Source organism: Noviluteimonas caseinilytica (assembly GCF_018406605.1).
GTDB classification, from domain to species: domain Bacteria; phylum Pseudomonadota; class Gammaproteobacteria; order Xanthomonadales; family Xanthomonadaceae; genus Noviluteimonas; species Noviluteimonas caseinilytica.
Genome location: NZ_AP024545.1, coordinates 940,869 through 959,916 on the forward strand (window position 1 = coordinate 940,869; position 19,048 = coordinate 959,916).

General features: G+C 67.9%; 18 protein-coding genes. 7 read left to right on the forward strand and 11 right to left on the reverse strand.

Annotated features, from left to right (window positions below):
* Positions 1–81 precede the first annotated feature (81 nt).
* On the reverse strand, positions 82–753 hold the full coding sequence (gene rpe / locus LYSCAS_RS04660) for a ribulose-phosphate 3-epimerase (RefSeq protein ID WP_213436168.1): 672 nt from the start codon (positions 751–753) through the stop codon (positions 82–84).
* An 18-nt stretch (positions 754–771) separates the two neighbouring features.
* Positions 772–1,104: a J domain-containing protein gene (locus LYSCAS_RS04665; protein WP_213436170.1), complete on the reverse strand. Its 333-nt coding sequence runs from the start codon at positions 1,102–1,104 to the stop codon at positions 772–774.
* A 95-nt stretch (positions 1,105–1,199) separates the two neighbouring features.
* On the opposite strand from LYSCAS_RS04665, the gene LYSCAS_RS04670 reads away from it, so the two are divergent.
* From LYSCAS_RS04670 to LYSCAS_RS04680, 3 genes are read left to right on the forward strand one after another with little or no spacing between them, the layout of a single operon-like run.
* Positions 1,200–2,111 (forward strand): phosphoribosylaminoimidazolesuccinocarboxamide synthase, encoded by a 912-nt coding sequence (locus LYSCAS_RS04670; RefSeq protein WP_213437591.1) that lies wholly within the window; start codon positions 1,200–1,202, stop codon positions 2,109–2,111.
* 10 nt (positions 2,112–2,121) lie between these two features.
* Positions 2,122–2,619 (forward strand): Mpo1 family 2-hydroxy fatty acid dioxygenase, encoded by a 498-nt coding sequence (locus LYSCAS_RS04675; RefSeq protein ID WP_213436172.1) that lies wholly within the window; start codon positions 2,122–2,124, stop codon positions 2,617–2,619.
* Complete coding sequence (locus LYSCAS_RS04680) at positions 2,616–3,530, forward strand: DMT family transporter (protein ID WP_213436174.1); 915 nt, start codon at positions 2,616–2,618, stop codon at positions 3,528–3,530. Before LYSCAS_RS04675 ends, LYSCAS_RS04680 begins: the two co-directional genes overlap by 4 nt.
* A gap of 4 nt (positions 3,531–3,534) precedes the next feature.
* On the opposite strand, the gene LYSCAS_RS04685 is transcribed toward LYSCAS_RS04680, so the two are convergent.
* The 7 genes from LYSCAS_RS04685 to hppD form a co-directional block, all read right to left on the reverse strand.
* Positions 3,535–3,903, reverse strand: coding sequence for a DUF5329 family protein (locus LYSCAS_RS04685; protein ID WP_213436176.1), 369 nt, complete (start codon positions 3,901–3,903; stop codon positions 3,535–3,537).
* Positions 3,900–4,778: an NAD-dependent epimerase/dehydratase family protein gene (locus LYSCAS_RS04690; RefSeq protein ID WP_213436178.1), complete on the reverse strand. Its 879-nt coding sequence runs from the start codon at positions 4,776–4,778 to the stop codon at positions 3,900–3,902. The genes LYSCAS_RS04685 and LYSCAS_RS04690 overlap by 4 nt, the downstream gene beginning before the upstream one ends.
* On the reverse strand, positions 4,778–5,962 hold the full coding sequence (gene nhaA / locus LYSCAS_RS04695; protein ID WP_213436180.1) for a Na+/H+ antiporter NhaA: 1,185 nt from the start codon (positions 5,960–5,962) through the stop codon (positions 4,778–4,780). The genes LYSCAS_RS04690 and nhaA overlap by 1 nt, the downstream gene beginning before the upstream one ends.
* A gap of 41 nt (positions 5,963–6,003) precedes the next feature.
* Entirely contained in the window at positions 6,004–6,960 is a 957-nt protein-coding gene (locus LYSCAS_RS04700; protein ID WP_213436182.1) for a sodium:calcium antiporter, read from the reverse strand.
* Positions 6,961–7,053: 93 nt separating this feature from the next.
* Positions 7,054–7,734, reverse strand: a complete 681-nt coding sequence (locus tag LYSCAS_RS04705) for a hypothetical protein (protein ID WP_213436184.1) — start codon at positions 7,732–7,734, stop codon at positions 7,054–7,056.
* A gap of 68 nt (positions 7,735–7,802) precedes the next feature.
* Complete coding sequence (hmgA, locus tag LYSCAS_RS04710) at positions 7,803–9,098, reverse strand: homogentisate 1,2-dioxygenase (protein WP_213436186.1); 1,296 nt, start codon at positions 9,096–9,098, stop codon at positions 7,803–7,805.
* A gap of 59 nt (positions 9,099–9,157) precedes the next feature.
* On the reverse strand, positions 9,158–10,225 hold the full coding sequence (hppD, locus tag LYSCAS_RS04715; RefSeq protein WP_213437593.1) for a 4-hydroxyphenylpyruvate dioxygenase: 1,068 nt from the start codon (positions 10,223–10,225) through the stop codon (positions 9,158–9,160).
* Between the two features lie 102 nt (positions 10,226–10,327).
* On the opposite strand from hppD, the gene LYSCAS_RS04720 reads away from it, so the two are divergent.
* On the forward strand, positions 10,328–10,813 hold the full coding sequence (locus LYSCAS_RS04720) for a MarR family winged helix-turn-helix transcriptional regulator (protein ID WP_213436188.1): 486 nt from the start codon (positions 10,328–10,330) through the stop codon (positions 10,811–10,813).
* 90 nt (positions 10,814–10,903) lie between these two features.
* Here LYSCAS_RS04720 and LYSCAS_RS04725 read toward each other — a convergent pair whose 3' ends face one another.
* Positions 10,904–12,412 carry a peptide MFS transporter gene (locus LYSCAS_RS04725; RefSeq protein ID WP_213436190.1) on the reverse strand — a complete coding sequence of 503 codons (1,509 nt, stop codon included), beginning with the start codon at positions 12,410–12,412 and terminating at the stop codon, positions 10,904–10,906.
* 134 nt (positions 12,413–12,546) lie between these two features.
* Positions 12,547–13,437 carry a tryptophan 2,3-dioxygenase gene (locus LYSCAS_RS04730; protein WP_213436192.1) on the reverse strand — a complete coding sequence of 297 codons (891 nt, stop codon included), beginning with the start codon at positions 13,435–13,437 and terminating at the stop codon, positions 12,547–12,549.
* Between the two features lie 163 nt (positions 13,438–13,600).
* Here LYSCAS_RS04730 and LYSCAS_RS04735 point away from each other — a divergent pair, with 163 nt between their 5' ends.
* The 3 genes from LYSCAS_RS04735 to LYSCAS_RS04745 all read left to right on the forward strand — a co-directional run bounded on the left by LYSCAS_RS04735 (position 13,601) and on the right by LYSCAS_RS04745 (position 19,038).
* Positions 13,601–16,813 (forward strand): lamin tail domain-containing protein, encoded by a 3,213-nt coding sequence (locus LYSCAS_RS04735; RefSeq protein WP_213436193.1) that lies wholly within the window; start codon positions 13,601–13,603, stop codon positions 16,811–16,813.
* Positions 16,814–16,958: 145 nt separating this feature from the next.
* Positions 16,959–18,038 carry a thiamine pyrophosphate-dependent dehydrogenase E1 component subunit alpha gene (locus LYSCAS_RS04740; protein ID WP_213436195.1) on the forward strand — a complete coding sequence of 360 codons (1,080 nt, stop codon included), beginning with the start codon at positions 16,959–16,961 and terminating at the stop codon, positions 18,036–18,038.
* On the forward strand, positions 18,031–19,038 hold the full coding sequence (locus tag LYSCAS_RS04745; RefSeq protein ID WP_213436197.1) for an alpha-ketoacid dehydrogenase subunit beta: 1,008 nt from the start codon (positions 18,031–18,033) through the stop codon (positions 19,036–19,038). Before LYSCAS_RS04740 ends, LYSCAS_RS04745 begins: the two co-directional genes overlap by 8 nt.
* The last annotated feature ends 10 nt before the right edge of the window (positions 19,039–19,048 follow it).

The following is a 19,048-nucleotide window of genomic DNA, read 5'->3' on the forward strand; positions in this document are numbered from 1 at the left end:
CATCGCAGGGAAGACGGACGGAAGCGGGATTGCTTCCAAAAAGGCCGGCATCGAAAGGTGTCGGCCTTTGCTTTTGCGGCGTCAGCGGACCGCGGCCACCGCGTCCTTCATGCGGCGCACCACGTCGGCGTAGTCCGGCTGGCTGAAGATGGCCGAGCCCGCGACGAAGGTATCGGCGCCGGCCGAGGCGATCTCGGCGATGTTCTCCGGCTTCACGCCCCCGTCGATTTCCAGGCGGATCGCCTTGCCCGAGCGGTCGATGCGCTCGCGCACGCGGCGCAGCTTGTCGAGCGCCGAGGGAATGAAGGCCTGCCCGCCGAAGCCCGGGTTGACCGACATCAGCAGCACCATGTCGAGGTCGTCGAGCACGTAGTCGAGCACTTCGATCGGCGTGGCCGGGTTGAGCACCAGGCCGGCCTGGCAGCCGTTGGCCTTGATCAGCTGCACGGTGCGGTGCACGTGGCGACTGGCTTCGGGATGGAAGGAGATCATCGTGGCGCCGGCCTTCGCGAAGTCGGGCACCAGGCGATCGACCGGTTCCACCATCAGGTGCACGTCGATCGGCGCGGTCACGCCGTGCTTGCGCAGGGCTTCGCACACCAGCGGGCCGATCGTGAGGTTGGGCACGTAGTGGTTGTCCATCACGTCGAAGTGCACCCAGTCGGCGCCGGCCTTCAGCACGTTGTCCACTTCCTCGCCGAGGCGGGCGAAGTTGGCCGAGAGGATCGAAGGGGCGATGACGGTGGGCTGCATGGACGGGATCCTGGTGGGTCAGCGGCGCTTGCGCAGCGCCTGGATGCGGTCGTAGGCGCCGTTGATCTCGCGCGCACGGGCCTCGGCCTGGCGCTGCAGTTCGGTGGCGGCGCCGGCGAGGCGGTCGGGGTGGTACTGCGAGATCAGGCGGCGGTAGGCGAGGTCGATTTCCGCATCCGTGGCCTCGTCGGTCAGGCCGAGCACGCGGTAGGGGTTGTCCCTCGGGCTCTTGAACCAGTCCTGGTCCAGCGCATGCCCGAGCAGCAGCCCGATCATCAGCCCGAGCAGCGGGTTGCCGCGCATCAGGGCGGCGCCGGCGAAGGCGCCCAGCAATTTTCCGTACCAGCGCATGGCGCGCAGTCTACTGGTTCGTGCCCGGCGCCGGCCGCCGCGCGGGCGGGCCGGCGTACACTACGGCGCCCTGCGTCCCCGGTGGCTGCGTGGCGATGTCCGGCGAATCGACTCGACCCTCTCTGCTCCAGGCCGACCTGCCCGGCCTCGTGCTGCGGCACCGCGGCAAGGTCCGCGATGTCTTCGACCTGCCCGGCGACCGCCTGCTCATCGTCGCGACCGACCGGCTTTCCGCGTTCGACGTGGTGCTGCCCGATCCGATTCCCGGCAAGGGCGAGATGCTCTGCCAGATCAGCAACTTCTGGTTCGACCGCACGCGCGCGCTGATGCCGAATCATTTGACGGGCGTCGACGTCGCGAGCGTATTGCCCGAAGGCGTGGATGCATCGTTGTATGCCAAACGCGCGGTGGTGACGAAGAAGCTCAAGCCCGTGCCGGTCGAAGCGATCGCGCGCGGTTACCTGATCGGCAGCGGCTGGAAGGATTACCAGCGCACCGGACGCGTCAGCGGCATCACGCTGCCGCACGGCCTGCAGCAGGCCGAGCAACTGCCGCAGCCGATCTTCACGCCGTCGACCAAGGCGGCCGTCGGCGACCACGACGAGAACATCGACTTCGACACGATGGTGAAGACCGTCGGCGCCGATCTCGCCGAACAGGTGCGCGACGCAACGCTGCGCCTGTATGCGCATGCGCGCGAATACGCGGCGCAGCGCGGCATCATCCTCGCCGACACCAAGTTCGAATTCGGCACCGACGCCGACGGACGCCTGTACGTGATGGACGAGATGCTCACGCCCGACTCGTCGCGTTACTGGCCCGCCGACGAATACCGCGTGGGCATCAGCCCGCCGAGCTACGACAAGCAGTTCGTGCGCGATTACCTGGAGCAGGTGGGCTGGGACAAGACGCCGCCCGGCCCCAAGCTGCCGGCCGAAGTGATCGAACGCACGCGCGCCAAATACGCCGAGGCGCTGCAGCGCCTTGCCGGTCTTTCGGTCGACTGAAGGAATCGCGATGGATACGCCCGCCAACGCGCACGGCACCACCCGCGACATCGATCGCTGGTTCGCCAGCTATTCCGACGACCACCGCAATCCGGTCAACCAGCGCATCCACGTGATCGCGGTGCCGGCGATCCTGTGGAGCGTGATCGCGTTGCTGTGGTGCGTGCCGGTGCCGGAAAACGGCTGGTTCAAGCCGGGGATCGTCGCGGCGTTCGCGATGTTCGGGGCGTTGAGCTATTACCTGCGCGCGTCGCGGCGCCTGGCGCTCGGGATGTTCGTCGTGTTCGCGGCGATGGGCTGGCTCACGCATTGGCTGTATTCCACGATCGGGGCGCGCGCGTTGCTGGGCCTGGCGATCGCCGTGTTCGTGGTGGCGTGGATCGCGCAGTTCATCGGGCACAAGATCGAAGGCCGCAAGCCGAGTTTCCTCACCGACCTGACCTACCTGCTGATCGGTCCGGCATGGGTGGTGGCGAAGGGCTACCGCAAGCTCGGACTGACGTGGTGACACCCGCCACGCGCGGCGGCGGATTGCGCGGTCGCGACCTGCTCCTCGTCCTCGTCATCAACCTGGCGTGGGCCGGCAACTTCCTGACCTCCGCCTTCGCGCTGCGCGAGATCCCGCCGTTCCTGTTCGTCGCCGTGCGGCTGACGATCCTGCTGAGCGCGCTCGCGTGGTTCGTGCGCAAGCCCGCGCCCGGGCAGTGGCCGTTGCTGATCGCGGTGGCGCTGTTCAACGGCGTGCTGCATTTCGGATTGAGTTTCTGGGCGCTGCACCTGGCAGGCGACCTGTCGTCGCCCGCGATCCTGATGCAGAGCTACGTGCCGATGGCGGCGTTGCTGGCGTGGTGGTGGCTGGGCGAACGCTTCGGCTGGCGCACGGGGCTGGCGATCGCGGTGAGTTTCGCCGGCGTGCTGGTGCTGGGGTTCGATCCGATCGTGCTGGACCAACCGATGTCGCTGGTGCTGATGCTGGTGTCGGCCTTGTTCCTCGCGATCGGCACCGTGCTGATGCGGCAGCTCACCGGCCTGAACATGGTGAGCCAGCAAGGCTGGACCGCGATCATCGGCGTGCTGCCGTTGCTGGCGTTGAGCGCGATCTTCGAGCCCGGCAGCTTCCAGGCGTTGCGCGAGGCGAGCTGGATCGGCTGGAGCGGCGCGTTGTATTCCGCCGTGTTCGCATCGTTGTTCGGGCACGGCTTGTACTACGTGCTCGTGCAGCGGCATCCCGTGGCGCAGGTGACGCCGTGGTTGTTGCTCACGCCGGTGCTGGCCGTCGTGCTGGGGTTGCTGTTCTGGGGCGACCGGCCCGGGCCGCGCCTGTGGATCGGCGGCGCGATGGTGCTGGGCGGCGTGTTGCTGATCGCGCTGCGTGCGATGGCCAAGCTGCGGCCGCTGCCGACCGCGGAAGAATGCTGAGGCGCTAGCGGCCTGCGCGAAGGTCGCGCAACAAGCCCTTGAGCCAAACCGCGCTATCCATCTCGCGTCCATCGGCCAGGCGCACGCGATAAACCTTGCCGGACATCGACGACTTGGTGCCGAGCTCCGCGATGAACTGCTCCGGCGTCGTGATCTTCCCGTTCGCCGCGCCGAGCTTGCGACGCAGGTGCTTGGCCGCGTCCTGCGCGGTGTATTCGCTGCCGTTGCGGATGAAGGCGACGCCGCGCGCGGCGGCGACGCGCTGGATCAGGGCGTCGATTTCCTGCGCGGGCGTGCGCGCCGGTGCGGCGAACGCAACGGTCGTGGCAAGGGCGAGGAAGGCGGCGACGAAACGACGGCGGACAAGGTTCATGCGTCGAAGTCTGCCCCATGCGCCCTGAACATGGCAGCCGTCGGCCGGAAGCGACGCGGGGCATACCCGAAGTCCTTTGCCGCGGGCGCCGGATCGAACACGAGATCGGTGCGCATCCGCGCGACCGCCGCGTCACCGAATCCACCGACCTTCCCGAGCGCGCGTGCGCCCAGCAATGCGGCCGTGAACACGAGGCCAGGCACTTCGTACAAGCGCGGTGGCGGATGCAGCGTCATCAGCACGCGCTCCACCATGTCGCGATACGCGATGCGTTCACCGCCGGGCAGCGCGTAGGCCTTGCCGAAACTGGCGGGCGCATCGCAGCAATCGAACGCCGCGTCGGCCAGGTCGCACACGTGCACGGGCTGGCGCAGGCCGTTCGCGTTGCGCGGGAGCACGAAGCGCCGCCAGCGATGCGCGAGCGTGGCGATGCGGGTGAGCGTGTGGTCGCGGCCGGCGCCGTAGACCAGCGTGGGGCGCAGCAACGTGGCATTCGCGCCCACGGCGGCCGCGCGTTCGAAGACCTGGGTCTCGCCCTTGCGCAAGCGTTCGGCCACCGCGCGTTCGGCGGGATCGGCGGAGCCGCGCTTCACGTCGACGCTGGTGGACCCGAACGCGACCACGCGCGGGCAGTCGATGTTCGCCTGCGCATACCACTGCGCGAACAGGTCCAGCGGCCCGCAACTGAAGATCGCGTCCACGTCGCGTGGTGCATCAGCCAGCGTAGGCAATTCGCCTTGCAGCCATTGGATGCCGGGACGATCGAGCACGTTGCCCCGCGTGACCGCCGTGATGCGCCAGCCGGCCTCGTGCAGGCGATCCAGCAACGGCGCGCCGATTTGCCCCGTGCCGCCGAAGACGAGGGCGTGGCGCATCAGCCTGCGTTCCGCGCCGGCAGCACGATGCGCAGCCAGGCCAGGCCCGCAAGCGCCGACAGCACCGAGGCGACGAAGATGCCGAGCACCGCTTCGTCGTAACGCACCGCGTCGTGGTACGCGAGCGACGCGATGAACAGGCTCATCGTGAAGCCGATGCCGCACAACATGCCGAGGCCGAGCATCGCGCGCGCATCCACGCCCTGCGGGAAGCGCGCCCAGCCCAGCGCGCGCATCAGGAACGCCGCGCCGAGGATGCCGATCGGCTTGCCGACCACCAGGCCGAGCGCGATGCCCAGCGGCAACGCAGCGAACGCATGCGCCGGCGCCATGCCACCCAGCGGCAGGCCCGCGTTGGCGAAGGCGAACAACGGCACGATCGCGAACGCGACCCACGGGTGCAGCGCGTGTTCCAGCGTTTCGAGCGGCGAGTGTTCCACCTCGTCGTCGATCGCGTTCCGCTTGTCGACGTGCGGGATCATCAGCCCGGTCGCGACGCCGGCGAGCGTGGCATGCACGCCCGACTTCAGCACGCACACCCACAGCACCAGGCCGAGCAGCAGGTACGGCGCCAGGTGCTTCACGCCGCGGCGGTTGAGCATCCACATCGCGAACAAGGCGACGGCCGCGGCGCCGAGCGCATGCAACGACAGGCCCTGCGAATAGAAGAGCGCGATGATCAGGATCGCGATGAGGTCATCGACCACCGCGATCGTCGACAGCAGCAGCTTCATCCCCACCGGCACGCGCGAGCCGAGCAGCGCGAGCACGCCGAGCGCGAACGCGATGTCCGTCGCGGTCGGCACCGCCCAGCCGCGCATCGCCGACGCATCGTCGTGGTTGAGCGCGGTGAACAGCAGCGCCGGCACCAGCACGCCCGCGGCGGCGCACACCAGCGGCAGCACGAGTTGTTCGCGGCCGGCGAGTTGCCCGCTCAAGGCTTCGCGCTTGATCTCCAGCGCGACCAGCAGGAAGAACACCGCCATCAGGCCGTCGTTGATCCAGTGGTGCACGGGATCGACGACCGCGTGGTACAGCCCTTCGAGCGGCGAGTTGACGAGGACCAGCGCCAGCACCGCGGCCAGGATCAGCACGATCCCGCCGGCCGCTTCCAGCCGGAAGAATTCGACGAGGGCGCGTTGCGCGCGCGTCAGGACTCCGGGCGCTTTCGAGGGCGTGGGCATGCGCGGAGTCTAGCGGCCGTCGCGGGCGCGCGTGGTGCCCGTCAGTGCGCGCCGGAGACGAGCACGAACACCAGCCACGCGAGGTACGCGACGACGAGGATCGCGCCTTCGCCCTTGCCGATGCGCAGGTCGCCGCGCAGCATCGGATACAGCGCCACCGCGAACGCGATCGCCGCCGGCACTTCGAAGTGCACGAACGACGACGGCAGCGGCAATGCGCGGAAGCTCGCCATGCCGCCCAGCACCAGCGTGAGGTTGAGCAGGCTAGAGCCGATGACATGGCCCACGACCACGTCGCCCTGCCCGCGTCGCGCGGCCAGCACGGCCGCCGCGATTTCCGGCAACGCGGTGCCGATGGCGACGGGCACGAGACCCGTCAGCATCGGTCCCATGCCGAGCGTGGCGCCGACTTGCGGCGCGGCATGCACGATCCACTTCGCGCCGAAGAACAACACGATGGAGGCAATGACGAATCGCGCGATGTTGAGGCCCAGTCCGCCGCGCGTCGTCGCGTATTCGCTCAGCACGGTGCGCACTTCTTCCTGCGCCACGCGCGAACGCGCGAGTGCGAACGCGAACACCGCGATGAAGGCCGCGACCAGCACGAGGCCATCGATGCGCGAGAGCACGCCATCCCAGCCCAGTCCGACCACCGCGATGCCGAGCACGATGAAGCACACCAGCAGCGGCGACAGCGCGCGCCAGCGCACGACCAGCGGCGCGGCGAGCGCGGCCAGGCCGAGGGTCAGTCCGAAATTCACGAGGTTGCTGCCCACCGCGTTGCCGAGGGCGAGCGACTGGCTGCCGACCCACGCGGCGCGCGCGTTGACGACGAGTTCGGGCACCGAGGTGGCGAAGGCAACGAGCACCAGGCCCGTGACGAACGGCGAAAGCTTGTAGTGCGCCGCGAGGCCCGACGCGCCCTTGATGACGGAATCGCCACCGAGCATCAGGAACACCAGGCCGAGCAGGAACATTCCCCAGACTTCGAACAGCATGGCCGCTCCTCCGTTCGCGTGCGCCGGCCGGAGTCTAACCCGGCCGGCGCGCGCGCCCTCCCCGCATCGGGGCGGCTGGAGCGGTTCAACCGATCAGGAGCAACCTTCCACGTAGTCCACCTGCGGCGGCACGCCGAGGCGCCACGCGGTGACCTTGCCGGTGGCATCGGTCTCGAACACCGCGATGCCGGGGCCGCCGTCGGGATCCGTCGCGCGCAGGTTCATCGCGCCCTCGACGTACTTGTGCTTCTGCTCGGCGACGCCCTTGTACAGATCGTGGATCTGCGCGGTGGTCATGCCGACGCGACCGCCGCCCGGCGCGGTGATGTCGGGCACGCGCACGTCCAGGCGCGAGAAGTGGCCGCCTTCGACCATGAAGGCGAACCGGAAGCCGCCTTCGCTGCGCGGCGTCGGGAAGAGGTAGTAGCAGCCGTTCGGTTCCGACGGTGCGCCGTCGAGGTCCTTGCCCCAGGCCTGGCGCACCTGCTCTTCGCTCGCGCCCCAATGCGCGGGGCCGAAGCCGGCGAAGGTGATCGCGCCTTCGGCCGGACGCGGGCCGGTGTCGGTCATCGTGGTGGTTGCCGGTGCGGGCATCGCGGTCGTCGACGGTGCAGGCGCGACGGTCGCGGCCGGCGGCATCGCCATCGTGGCGGGCGCGGCGACGGTGGCGGGCGACGGGGTGGTGTCGGCGGGCGTTGCATCGCGGCCCGTGCAGGCGGTGGCGGCGATCGTGATCGCGAAAGCCAGGGCGGTCGGGCGCAGGTAGGCGCGCATGCAGTGTCCTCTCGTGATGGTGCGCGCAGCCTAGACCACGCGCGTCAACGCAATGACAACGCCCTGCTTCAGGGCGCCTTGAACTGCTTCTTCAATCCCGCCCAGCAATCCTGGTAGTTGCGCTGGCGATGCGCGGCGTCCATCGCCTGCGCGGTCGGCCGGATCACCGCGCGCGTTTCGAACATGAAAGCCATCGTGTCCTTGATGACGTCGGGCTTGGCGAGGTCGGCGGCGGACGCTTTCTCGAACGTCGCCGCGTCGGGCCCATGCCCGCTCATGCAGTTGTGCAGCGATGCGCCGCCGGGCGCGAAGCCTTCGGCCTTCGCGTCGTACACGCCGTGCACCAGTCCCATGAATTCGCTCGCCACGTTGCGGTGGAACCACGGCGGGCGGAACGTGTCCTGCGCGACGAGCCAGCGCGGCGGGAACACGACGAAGTCGAGGTTCGCGGTGCCGGGCGTGTCGCTGGGCGAGGTGAGCACGGTGAAGATCGACGGATCGGGATGGTCGAAGCTGATGGAACCGATCGCGTTGAAGCGGCGCAGGTCGTACTTCACCGGCGCGTAGTTGCCGTGCCAGGCGACGACGTCGAGCGGCGAATGGCCGATCGCTGCGCGCCACAGGTGGCCTTGGAATTTCGCGATGAGCTCGAAATCGCCTTCGCGCTCCTCGAACGCCGCGTTGGGCGCGAGGAAATCGCGCGCGTTCGCCAGGCCGTTGCTGCCGATGGGGCCGAGGTCGGGCAGGCGCAGCAGCGCGCCGAAGTTCTCGCAGACGTAGCCGCGCGACGCGCCATCGGGCAATGCGACGCGGAAGCGGATGCCGCGCGGGACGATCGCGACTTCCTGCGGTTCGACTTCCAGCACGCCGAGTTCGGTTTCGATGCGCAGCCGGCCCTGTTGCGGGACGAACAACATCTCCGCGTCGGCGTCGTAGAAGAAACGGTCCTGCATGTCGCGGTTGGCGGCGTACAGGTGGATGCCGACGCCGTGCTGCGCGGCGGGCGAACCATTGCCCGCCATCGTGAAGAGGCCCTCGATGAAATCGGTGGGCGCTTCGGGAATCGGCAGCGGACTCCAGCGCAGCTGGTCCGGCGTGACCGGGCCGTTGTCGAATTCGTTGTGCAAATGCGGCTGGTCGAAGCGCGCGAACGTGCCGTGCATCGCCGCGGGGCGGATGCGATACAGCCAGCTGCGACGGTTCTCGCGGCGCGGCGCGGTGAACGCGGTGCCGCTGATCTGCTCCGCGTAGAGGCCGTGGGCGACGCGTTGGGGAGAATTGCGGCCGACGGGAAGCGCGCCTGCGACGGCTTCGGTGGCGTATTCGTTGGCGAAGCCGGATTGGTAGCCGGTGGATGTGATCAAAAGCTTCCCCTTCCTGGCCCTCCCCACTGCGTGGGGAGGGGATTCTTGGAATTCGTCGCTTACAGGACGCCGCGACGCATCTGGTCGCGTTCGATGCTCTCGAACAGCGCCTGGAAGTTGCCTTCGCCGAAGCCTTCGTTGCCCTTGCGCTGGATGATCTCGAAGAAGATCGGGCCGATCGCGTTCTGGGTGAAGATCTGCAGCAGCTTGCGCTGCTTGGTCTCGGCGTCGGCGTCGATCAGGATCTTGTTGCGCGCCAGGCGCGCGACGTCTTCGCCGTGGTTCGGCACGCGCTGGTCGATCACGTCGAAATACGTGTCCGGCGTGTCGAGGAACTCGATGCCTTCGGCGCGCATCGCTTCCACCGTCGAATAGATGTCGTCGGTGAAGCACGCGATGTGCTGGATGCCCTCGCCCTTGTAGGCGTCGAGGTATTCGTTGATCTGCGACTTCGGATCGCTGGATTCGTTGAGCGGAATGCGCACGATGCCGTCCGGCGCGGTCATCGCCTTCGACACCAGGCCCGTCTTGCTGCCCTTGATGTCGAAGTAGCGGATCTCGCGGAAGTTGAACAGGCGCTCGTAGTAATCCGACCACTTCTGCATGTTGCCGAAGTAGAGATTGTGCGTGAGGTGGTCGATGAACGTCAGGCCGAAGCCCTTCGGATTTTGATCCGCGCCCTGCACCGGCAGGAAGTCGTCGTACATGCTGCCCTTGTCGCCGTACTTGTCGACCAGGTACAGCATGCAATCGCCGATGCCCTTGACCACGGGCGCGTCGACCGCCTTCGTGTCCGGCTTGTGCGAGATCGCTTCGCCGCCGTTGCCGAGGACGGTCTTGCAGACTTCATCGGCCGGCTTGCGGAAGCGGATCGCGAACCCGCAGGCGCTCGGGCCGTGCGCGGCGGCGAAGTCGGCGGCGAAGGAATCGGGCTCTTCGTTGACCAGGAAATTGACGCCGCCCTGGCGATACACGGTCAGCGCGCGCGTCTTGTGGCGCAGCACGGCGGTGAAGCCCATGCGGCGGAAATAGTCGTGCAGCAGGTCGCCCTGGCCTTGCGGGGCCGCGAATTCGACGAACTCGAAGCCATCGATCCCCATCGGGTTCTCGAAGGTGGTGACCTGCATGCCGAGGTTGGGTTGGGCGCTCATGGCATTCTTCCGGGGGACAAGGGGGCAGGAGGCGCATCCTACACCTCCATAGTTTCAGCTGAAACCATACCCCGGGGGATGTTCGTGAATACGCCCGACCCGCACGCCGACCACGACCACGCGGAGCTCGACCTGGACCGCTTCCTGCCCTACCGGCTGAGCGTGCTGTCCAACCGCATCAGCCAGGCGATCGCGCGGCTGTACCAGGCGCGCTTCGGGTTCGGCATCACCGAGTGGCGCGTGATCGCGGTGCTGGGGCGGTATCCCGCGTTGTCGGCGAACACCGTCGCCGAGCGCACCGCGATGGACAAGGTGGCCGTGAGCCGCGCGGTCGCGCATTTGCTGGAACGCGGATTGCTGACGCGCGAGATGCATGGCGACGATCGCCGGCGTTCGGTGCTCACGTTGTCGGAAGCCGGCTACCAGATCTACGACGAGATCGTGCCGCTGGCGCTGGGGCGCGAACGCAAGTTGCTTGCGACGCTGGATGCGGACGAACGCGCGCAACTGGAGCGCATCCTCGACAAGCTCGCCAACACCGGATTGCCCGCGATGCTGGAATGAAAAAAGGCGGCCCGGAGGCCGCCTTTTTTTGGATCCCCGCCTACGCGGGGATGACGCAGTGGCTAGCCGCGCTTTGCGCGGGCCACTGCGTCACTTCACGCCGTGCATCAGCTTCTGGATCAACGGCGCGATCAGGAACAGGCCCACGCCGCCGACCATCAGGATGATGAAGCCCTGCGTGTAACCCGAGTACGCCGAGGCCACGGTCATGCCGGTCTCGCCGCTGACGTGGCTGGCGAAGATGCCCGACAGGTTGTTGCCGATGCCCGTCGACAGGAACCATCCGCCCATCGCGAAGCCCACGAGCTTCAGCGGCGCCAGCTTGGTGGTCATCGACAGGCCGATCGGCGACAGGCACAGCTCGCCGATGGACTGGATCACGTAGACCATGAAGAGCGTCCAGAACGGGATCTTGCCGGCCGCATCCACCATGCCCGACAGCGCGCCCATCAGCAGCAGGAACGCCAGGCCATTGAAGATGATGCCCAGGCCGAACTTGCGCGGGATCGACGGATTGCGCGTGCCCATCTTCACCCACGTCCACGCCAGGATCGGCGCGAACACGATGATCGCCAGCGAGTTGACCGACTGGAACCAGCCCACCGGGAACACGTGGCCGAACATGTCGCGGTCCACGATCTTCTCGGCGAGGAAGTTGAACGAGCTGCCCGCCTGTTCGAAGAAGCACCAGAACAGCACGTTGAACAGGAAGATCAGCAGCATCGCGATCGCGCGGTCGCGTTGCACCGGGCCTTCGCGCACGCCTTCGATCAGGATCATCACGCACAGCACGACGAACATCGCGCTGAGCACGTACTGCAGCGTGCCGGCGTCGATGCTGAGCAGGAAGAAGATCACCGGGATCGCGACGATCGCCGCGGCCAGCACGTAGAGCACCTTGCGCTTGCCGGCGGCGCCTTCTTCCGGCGGGCGGCCGATGCCTTCGAGCTGGCGGCGGCCGAACCAGAACCACACCAGGCTGATCAGCATGCCGACGCCCGACACCATGAAGACGATCTTGTAGGTCGGCATCGTGGGCGTGCCGCCCATCATGTGCTCGGCCATCCAGCCCGTCAGCAGCGGCGCGACCATCGCGCCCAGGTTGATGCCCATGTAGAAGAGCGTGAACCCGGAATCGCGGCGCTGGTCGGTCGGCGTGTACAGCTTGCCCACCATCGTCGAGATGTTCGGCTTGAACAGGCCGTTGCCCGCGATCACCGTCGCCAGGCCCAGGCGGAAGACCGTCTCGTCGGGGTAGGCGATCATGAACAGGCCCGCCGCCATCACCACCGCGCCGAGCAGGATGGATCGCTGGTACCCGAGGATCTTGTCGGCGACGTAGCCGCCGAAGATCGCCGCGGCGTACACCAGCGCCAGGTACGCACCGTAGATGCGGCTGGCGGGCGCTTCGCCCTCGCCGCCGCCGGCGTAGAAGGCCTGCACGATGTACAGCGTCAGCGCCCAGCGGATGCCGTAGAACGCGAAGCGCTCCCAGAACTCCGTCATGAAGAGCATCCACAACGGCCGGGGATGCCCCATGACCTGTCGGAATTCCGGAATGGACGCGCTCGCGCCCTCTGTCGTCGCCGCTGTATTCATGCGGTGGCCCCTGTTTGGTTCGAAGGTAGTGCGTGCCGGGATGGCAGGCGATCCGGCCGAGCATCACCGGCCGGCGCGTGCGCCGTCAAACCCCCATCCGTGATGGTGCAGCGCAGCAGTTTCCTTAATACGGCTCACCTTCGATCGGAAGGTTGCCCGTAGCCATCCCCGGGGACGCCGATGACCGTGCGGACCTCGAACAGCTCCGGGAAGAAGGTGAGCTCCAGCGCCTGGCGCAGGAACCCGACCCCGCTCGAGCCACCCGTGCCCTTCTTGAACCCGATGATCCGCATCACCGTGCGCATGTGGCGGAAGCGCCACAGCTGGAACTGGGTTTCCAGGTCCACCAGGTCTTCGCACAGGTGGTACGCGGCCCAGTGCGACTTCGTGTCTTCGTAGACGTGTTCGAACACCGGCACCAGGTCCGGCGAGAACGCGTGCGGCTTCGACCAGTCGCGCTCCAGGTGGTGCGCGGGCACGGCATGCCCGTGGCGCGCGAGGTAGCGCAGCGCTTCGTCGTACAGGCTGGGCGCTTCGAGCACGGCGCGCAGCTTCGCCTGGCCCGCTTCGTCGTGCGCGAACACGCGCAGCATCGCCGCGTTCTTGTTGCCCAGCAGGAATTCGATGGTGCGGTACTGCAGCGACTGGAAGCCCGACGACGGGCCCAGGATCTCGCGGAATTCCATGTATTCCGACGGCGTGAGCGTTTCGAGCACCGACCACATTTCGGTCAGCTGGCGCAGCACCTGCTTGCAGCGCGCGAAGATCTTCTGGCACGCGTCCAGGCGGTCTTCGCGCAGGTGCACGATCGCCGACGACAACTCGTGGATCAGCAGCTTCATCCACAGCTCCGAGACCTGGTGCTGGACGATGAAGAGCAGTTCGTCGTGGTGCGGGGGCACCGACAGTGGTTCCTGCGCACCGAGCAGGCGTTCCAGCTGCAGGTACCCGCCGTAGGTCATCCGGCCGGACAGGTCCGTATGGATGCCGGCTTCGAGCGGACGTTCGTTGTCTTCGATGGTCATGTGCGTCTTTGCCGCATTGCAGCGGGCAAGGGTAGCGCAGCTTGGCTAGAGTAAGACGCGTGTCACACCGGGTGGGGACCATGCCGGGGCGGCACGCCAACAAGAAGAACCAAGAAACCAGCGCGCCTTCGGGCCCGCACTCCAACTTCAGGGGACATCGTCGATGAAATTGCACGTGCGCCAGCTGGCGCTCGCGGTAGGACTGTGTTGCGGCGGGATGGGCGCAGCCCATGCGCAGGTGGTGATCAGCCAGGTGTACGGGTCGGGCGGCAACAGTGGCGCCACGCTCAAGAGCGACTTCATCGAGTTGCGCAACAACGGCGCGACGGCCGTTGATCTCTCCACCTGGTCGGTGCAGTACGCCTCGTCCGTGGGGACCACGTGGCAGCGGACCAATCTCACCGGCTCGATCGCGGCGGGCGGCTATTACCTGGTGAAGGAAGCCGATGGCGCAGGTGGGAGCACCGCGCTGCCGACACCCGATGCCACCGGCACGATCGCCATGTCCGGGACGGCCGGCAAGGTGGCGCTGGTCGCCAACCAGGTGACGCTGTCGGGCGCATGCCCGTTGGCCTCGGCGGTCGACTTCGTCGGTTATGGCAGCGCGAATTGCTTCGAAGGCACGGCGCCGGCCCCGAGCGTGGCGGCATTCGGATCCGACCAACGCAAGAACAACGGCACCACCGACACCAACAACAACGCCGCAGACTTCCAGGGCCTGGCTGCCGACCCGCACAACAGCGGCAGCGCACCTCCGCCGCCGCCGGATCCGGCCACGCCGATGTCGATCCACGACGTGCAGGGCAACGGCCTGCAGTCGCCGGTCGCCAACCAGCGCGTCGAAGTGCAGGGCGTGGTCACCGCGAAGAAGTTCAACAACGGCTTCTTCCTGCAGGTGGAAGACGCGAACGTCGACGCCGATCCCGCCACGTCCGAAGGCGTGTTCGTGTTCACCAGCACCGCGCCCACCGTCAACGTGGGCGACCGCGTCAAGGTGACGGCGAAGGTGCAGGAATACACGCCGTCGACCAACCTCAACCAGCTCAGCATCACCGAAATGATCGAGCCCACGGTCGAAGTGCTGACGACGGGCAACGCGATCCCGGCGCCGGTCGTGCTTGATTCCGCGCTGCTCAACGCCAGCGCCCTGCCCGGCACGCTCGAACGCCTCGAAGGCATGCGCGTGTCGATGGCGCAGGCCGTGGTCGTCGGCGCGTCCGACGGCAGCATCAACGAAGCGAACGCGACCTCGACCACCGACGGCGTGTTCTACGTCACCGCACCGGACGTCGCCACGCCGTTCCGCGAACCGGGCATCGGCGTGCTGGACACCATCGCGATCCCCGCCGGCAAGACGCCGCCGCGCTTCGACACCAACCAGGAACGCCTGATGGTGCGCAGCCGTGGCCAGGTCGGCGCGTTGCCGATCGCGGTGGACGACGAAGCCACCATCGGCAACCTCGAAGGCGTGCTCGATTACTTCGACGGCACCTGGGCGCTGCTGCCCGATGCGAACAAGGTGCCCGTCGTCGCCGGCGGCAAGGTGCCCACCGCGGTCGACGATGCGCGCTACGAGGAAGCCACCATCGGCGGCTTCAACCTGCTGCGCTTCTTCGACGAAGTGCCGGACGGCAACGGCGCGCCGACGCTCACGCCCGCCGCGCTCGACATGCGACTGGGCAAGACCGCATGGGCGATCTGCGACTACCTGAAGACGCCGGACATCCTGGGCGTGGTGGAAGTGGAGAACCTGCGCATCCTGCAACTGCTGTCGGCGCGCATCGATGCCACGTGCCCCTCGCACGCGCCGCATTACGTGCCGTACCTGGTGCCGGGCAACGACGTGGGCGGCATCAACGTCGGCGTGCTCGCCAGCACGCGCGACAACGGTGCGGGCGTCCCGCGCGTCGAAGTGGCGTCGGTCACGCAGTTCGGCAAGGACGCGACCTTCGCCAACCCGAACGGCACCACCAGCCTGCTCAACGACCGCCCGCCGCTGGTGATGCGCGCGATCGTGCACCAGGACAACGGCGCCACCTGGCCGGTGAGCGTGGTCGTCAACCACCTGCGTTCGCTCAACGGCGTGGACGACAGCGCCTCGGGCAGCAGCGGCTGGGCGACCGAAGGCGCGCGCGTGCGCGGCAAGCGCGCGGCGCAGGCGGCCTACACCGCGGGCTTGATCGAATCGATGCAGTCCTCCAACCCGGGCGAACGCATCGTGCTGGTCGGCGACTTCAATGCGTTCGAGTTCAACGACGGCTACGTGGACGTGCTCGGCGTGGTGAAGGGGTCGCCCGCACCGGATGCCGAAGTGCTGACCGCCGTGCCCTCGCCGCTCACGACGCCGCTGGTCGATGGCTCGGAATTCGTGCCCCAGCCGCGCGAGCGTTACTCGTACGTGTTCGAAGGCAACGCGCAGAGCCTGGACCACGTGCTGCTCAACCAGGCGCTGATCGCCGATGCGATGCATGTCGAAGTCGACCATCCGCGCATCAACGCGGACTTCGGCGTCGACAACTTCGGCGATGCGTCCACGCCCGTGCGCGTGTCGGACCACGACCCGGTGCGCGTGCGCGTGTCGCTGGCGTCGTTCCGCAGCGCCGATGTGCGGATGGCGATGACCGCGCCGGCGACGGTGCTGCCGGGCAACACCGCGCACTTCGATGCGCAGGTGGACAACGCGGGCCCGAATGCCGCGTTGAACGCCTCGGTCGCCTTCGTGCTGGATGGCGCGTGGTCGCCGACGATGACCGTGCCGGCCGGCTGGACGTGCGATGCGCCGCTGGTGGATGCGACGACGACGACCGTGCTCTGCCGCAACGCCGACTTCGCGTCGGCCGCCTCGGCGAGCTTCGGGATGGACGTCGCTGTGCCGGTGACGATGGTGGCCGGATCAGTGCACGTGGCCGCGAGCGTCGCCTCGTCGATCACCGATCCGGCCAACGCCAACAACGGCGCGTCGGCGACGGTGGCCATCGATGGCCGCGCCGACCTGCGGGCCACGGTGTCCGGCCCGGTGCTCGGCGCGAAGCCGAACGTGGTGGCGCACTACCCGGCGCGCATCATCAACGCCGGCCCGGCCGCGGCATGGCAGCCCGTCCTGCACGCGAGCGGCGATGTCGCCCCGAACGCGGTGGTGGTGAATGCGCCCGCAGGCTGGACCTGCGCGAAGTCGGCGGCGCCCGTCGGCTTCCAGGTCACCTGCACGCTGGACGGGGCGATGGGCAGCAACGGCGTCTGGACGGTGGATCTCGCCATCACCTCGCCGCAGCGGCCCGCCAACGACCTGCTCGACCTGTCGGTCGACGTGACGTCGGCGTCGCCCGATCCGGTGACCGGCAACAACACGGCCACGAGCAGCACGCGCATCCGCTGATCCCGGCACGATGCAGCACCACGGCGCGGCCCTCCGGGGCCGCGCTTTTTTTCGGCCGGCCGGCGGCGCCCCCGGCCGACGGCACGCGGCCTGAACACGCGCAGCGGTTATGATCCCGGGCTCCTGTCGCCGGGACGACGTCCGCATGACCCTCGCCGCACAGTTCCAGATCGAATACCTGCAGTACCTCGGGCCGGACGGCAAAGCCGTCGCGGAACTCCCGCAGGCCTTCCGCGATGCGTCCGCGCTCGTGCCGCTGTTCAAGCAGATGCTGTACGTGCGCACCTTCGATGCGAAGGCCATCGCGCTGCAACGCACCGGCAAGCTCGGCACGTATGCCGCGTGCCTCGGGCACGAGGCCACGCACGTGGGCATCGGCGCCTCGATGCTGCCCGAAGACGTCTTCGCCCCCAGCTACCGCGAATACGGCGCGCAGTTCATGCGCGGCGTGAAGCCGCGCGAAGTCCTGATGTACTGGGGCGGCGACGAACGCGGCAACGATTTCTCCGGCCCGAAGCACGACTATCCGTGGTGCGTGCCGATCGCCACGCAGTGCCTGCATGCCGCGGGCGCGGCGCTCGCGTTCAAGCTGCGCGGCGAGAAGCGCGTGGCCGTGACGTGCTGCGGCGACGGTGGCAGTTCGAAGACGGATACGTACGCGGCGATCAACTCCGCCGGTGCGTACACGCTGCCGTTCATCCAATGCATCATCAACAACGGCTGGGCGATCTCGGTGCCGCGCAAGTCGCAGACCGGCGCGCAGACGCTCGCGCAGAAGGGCATCGCCGGCGGGCTGTTCTGCCTGCAGGTGGACGGCAACGACCTCATCGCCGTGCTCGAAGGCATGCGTCGCGCGATCACCCGCGCGCGCAACGGCGAAGGCGGCAGCTGCATCGAGTTCATGACCTATCGCCTGCACGACCACACCACCGCCGACGACGCGCGCCGCTACCGCGGCGAAGACGAAGTCAAGGCGGCCTGGGCGCGCGAACCGCACGTGCGCCTGCGCAACTACCTCACCGCCGCCGGCGCGTGGACCGAAGCGCAGGAAACGGCGTGGATCGAGGAGTGCGGCAAGCTGGTGGACATCGAAATCAACGCGTACCTGGAAAGCAAGGTGCAGCCGGTGGCGGCGATGTTCGATTTCCTCTATGGGGATCCGCCGCCGGACCTGCTCGCGCAGCGCGAACAGGCCATTGCGTGGGAGGGTCGCGGTCATGGCTGAGGCAGCAACCGAGAAGCAGGCTCCCGCGATCACCCTGATCGAAGCGATCACCCAGGCGCTCGCGTACGAGATGCGCAACGACGAGACCGTCGTGGTGCTGGGCGAAGACGTCGGCGTCAACGGCGGCGTGTTCCGCGCCACCGCCGGCCTGCAGGCCACGTTCGGATCCGAGCGCGTGCTCGACACGCCGCTGGACGAAACCACGATCGCCGGCCTCACGGTCGGCCTCGCATCGCAGGGCATGAAGCCCGTCGCCGAAGCGCAGTTCGACGGCTTCGTGTATCCGATGGTCGACCACATCATCTGCCACGCCGCGCGCTTCCGTTACCGCACGCGCGGGCGGCTGACGTGCCCGATGGTCCTGCGCGTGCCGTGGGGCGGTGGCATCCGCGCGCCGGAACACCATTCCGAAGCGAACGAATCCATCTTCACCAACGTGCCCGGGTTGCGCGTCGTGCTGCCGTCTTCGCCAGCGCGTGCGTACGGCCTGTTGCTCGCTGCGATCCGCGATCCGGATCCGGTGATCTTCATGGAACCCAAGCGCATCTATCGCCAGTACAAGGAACTCGTGCCCGACGACGGCGAAGCGCTGCCGCTGGACGTGTGCTACGTGCTGCGCGACGGTACCGACGTCACCTTGGTCACGTGGGGCGCGCAGGTGAAGGAATGCCTGGAAGCCGCCGAGGCGCTCGAGAAGGACGGCATCAGCGCCGAAGTGATCGACGTCGCCACGCTGCGTCCGCTGGACTTCGTGACCATCGCCGAATCGGTGAGCAAGACCGGCCGCTGCGTGATCGTGCACGAGGCCCCGAAGACCGCGGGCTTCGGCGCGGAGATCGCCGCGCGCCTGGCCGAGGAGTCGATGTTCGACCTCGTCGCGCCGGTCGAACGCGTCACCGGTTACGACACGCACATCCCGCTGTTCCGCCTGGAGATGAAGTACCTGCCGAGCGTGGACAAGATCGTGGCCGCCGCCAAGCGCGCGGTTTCGCACAGCTAAGGACATCCGC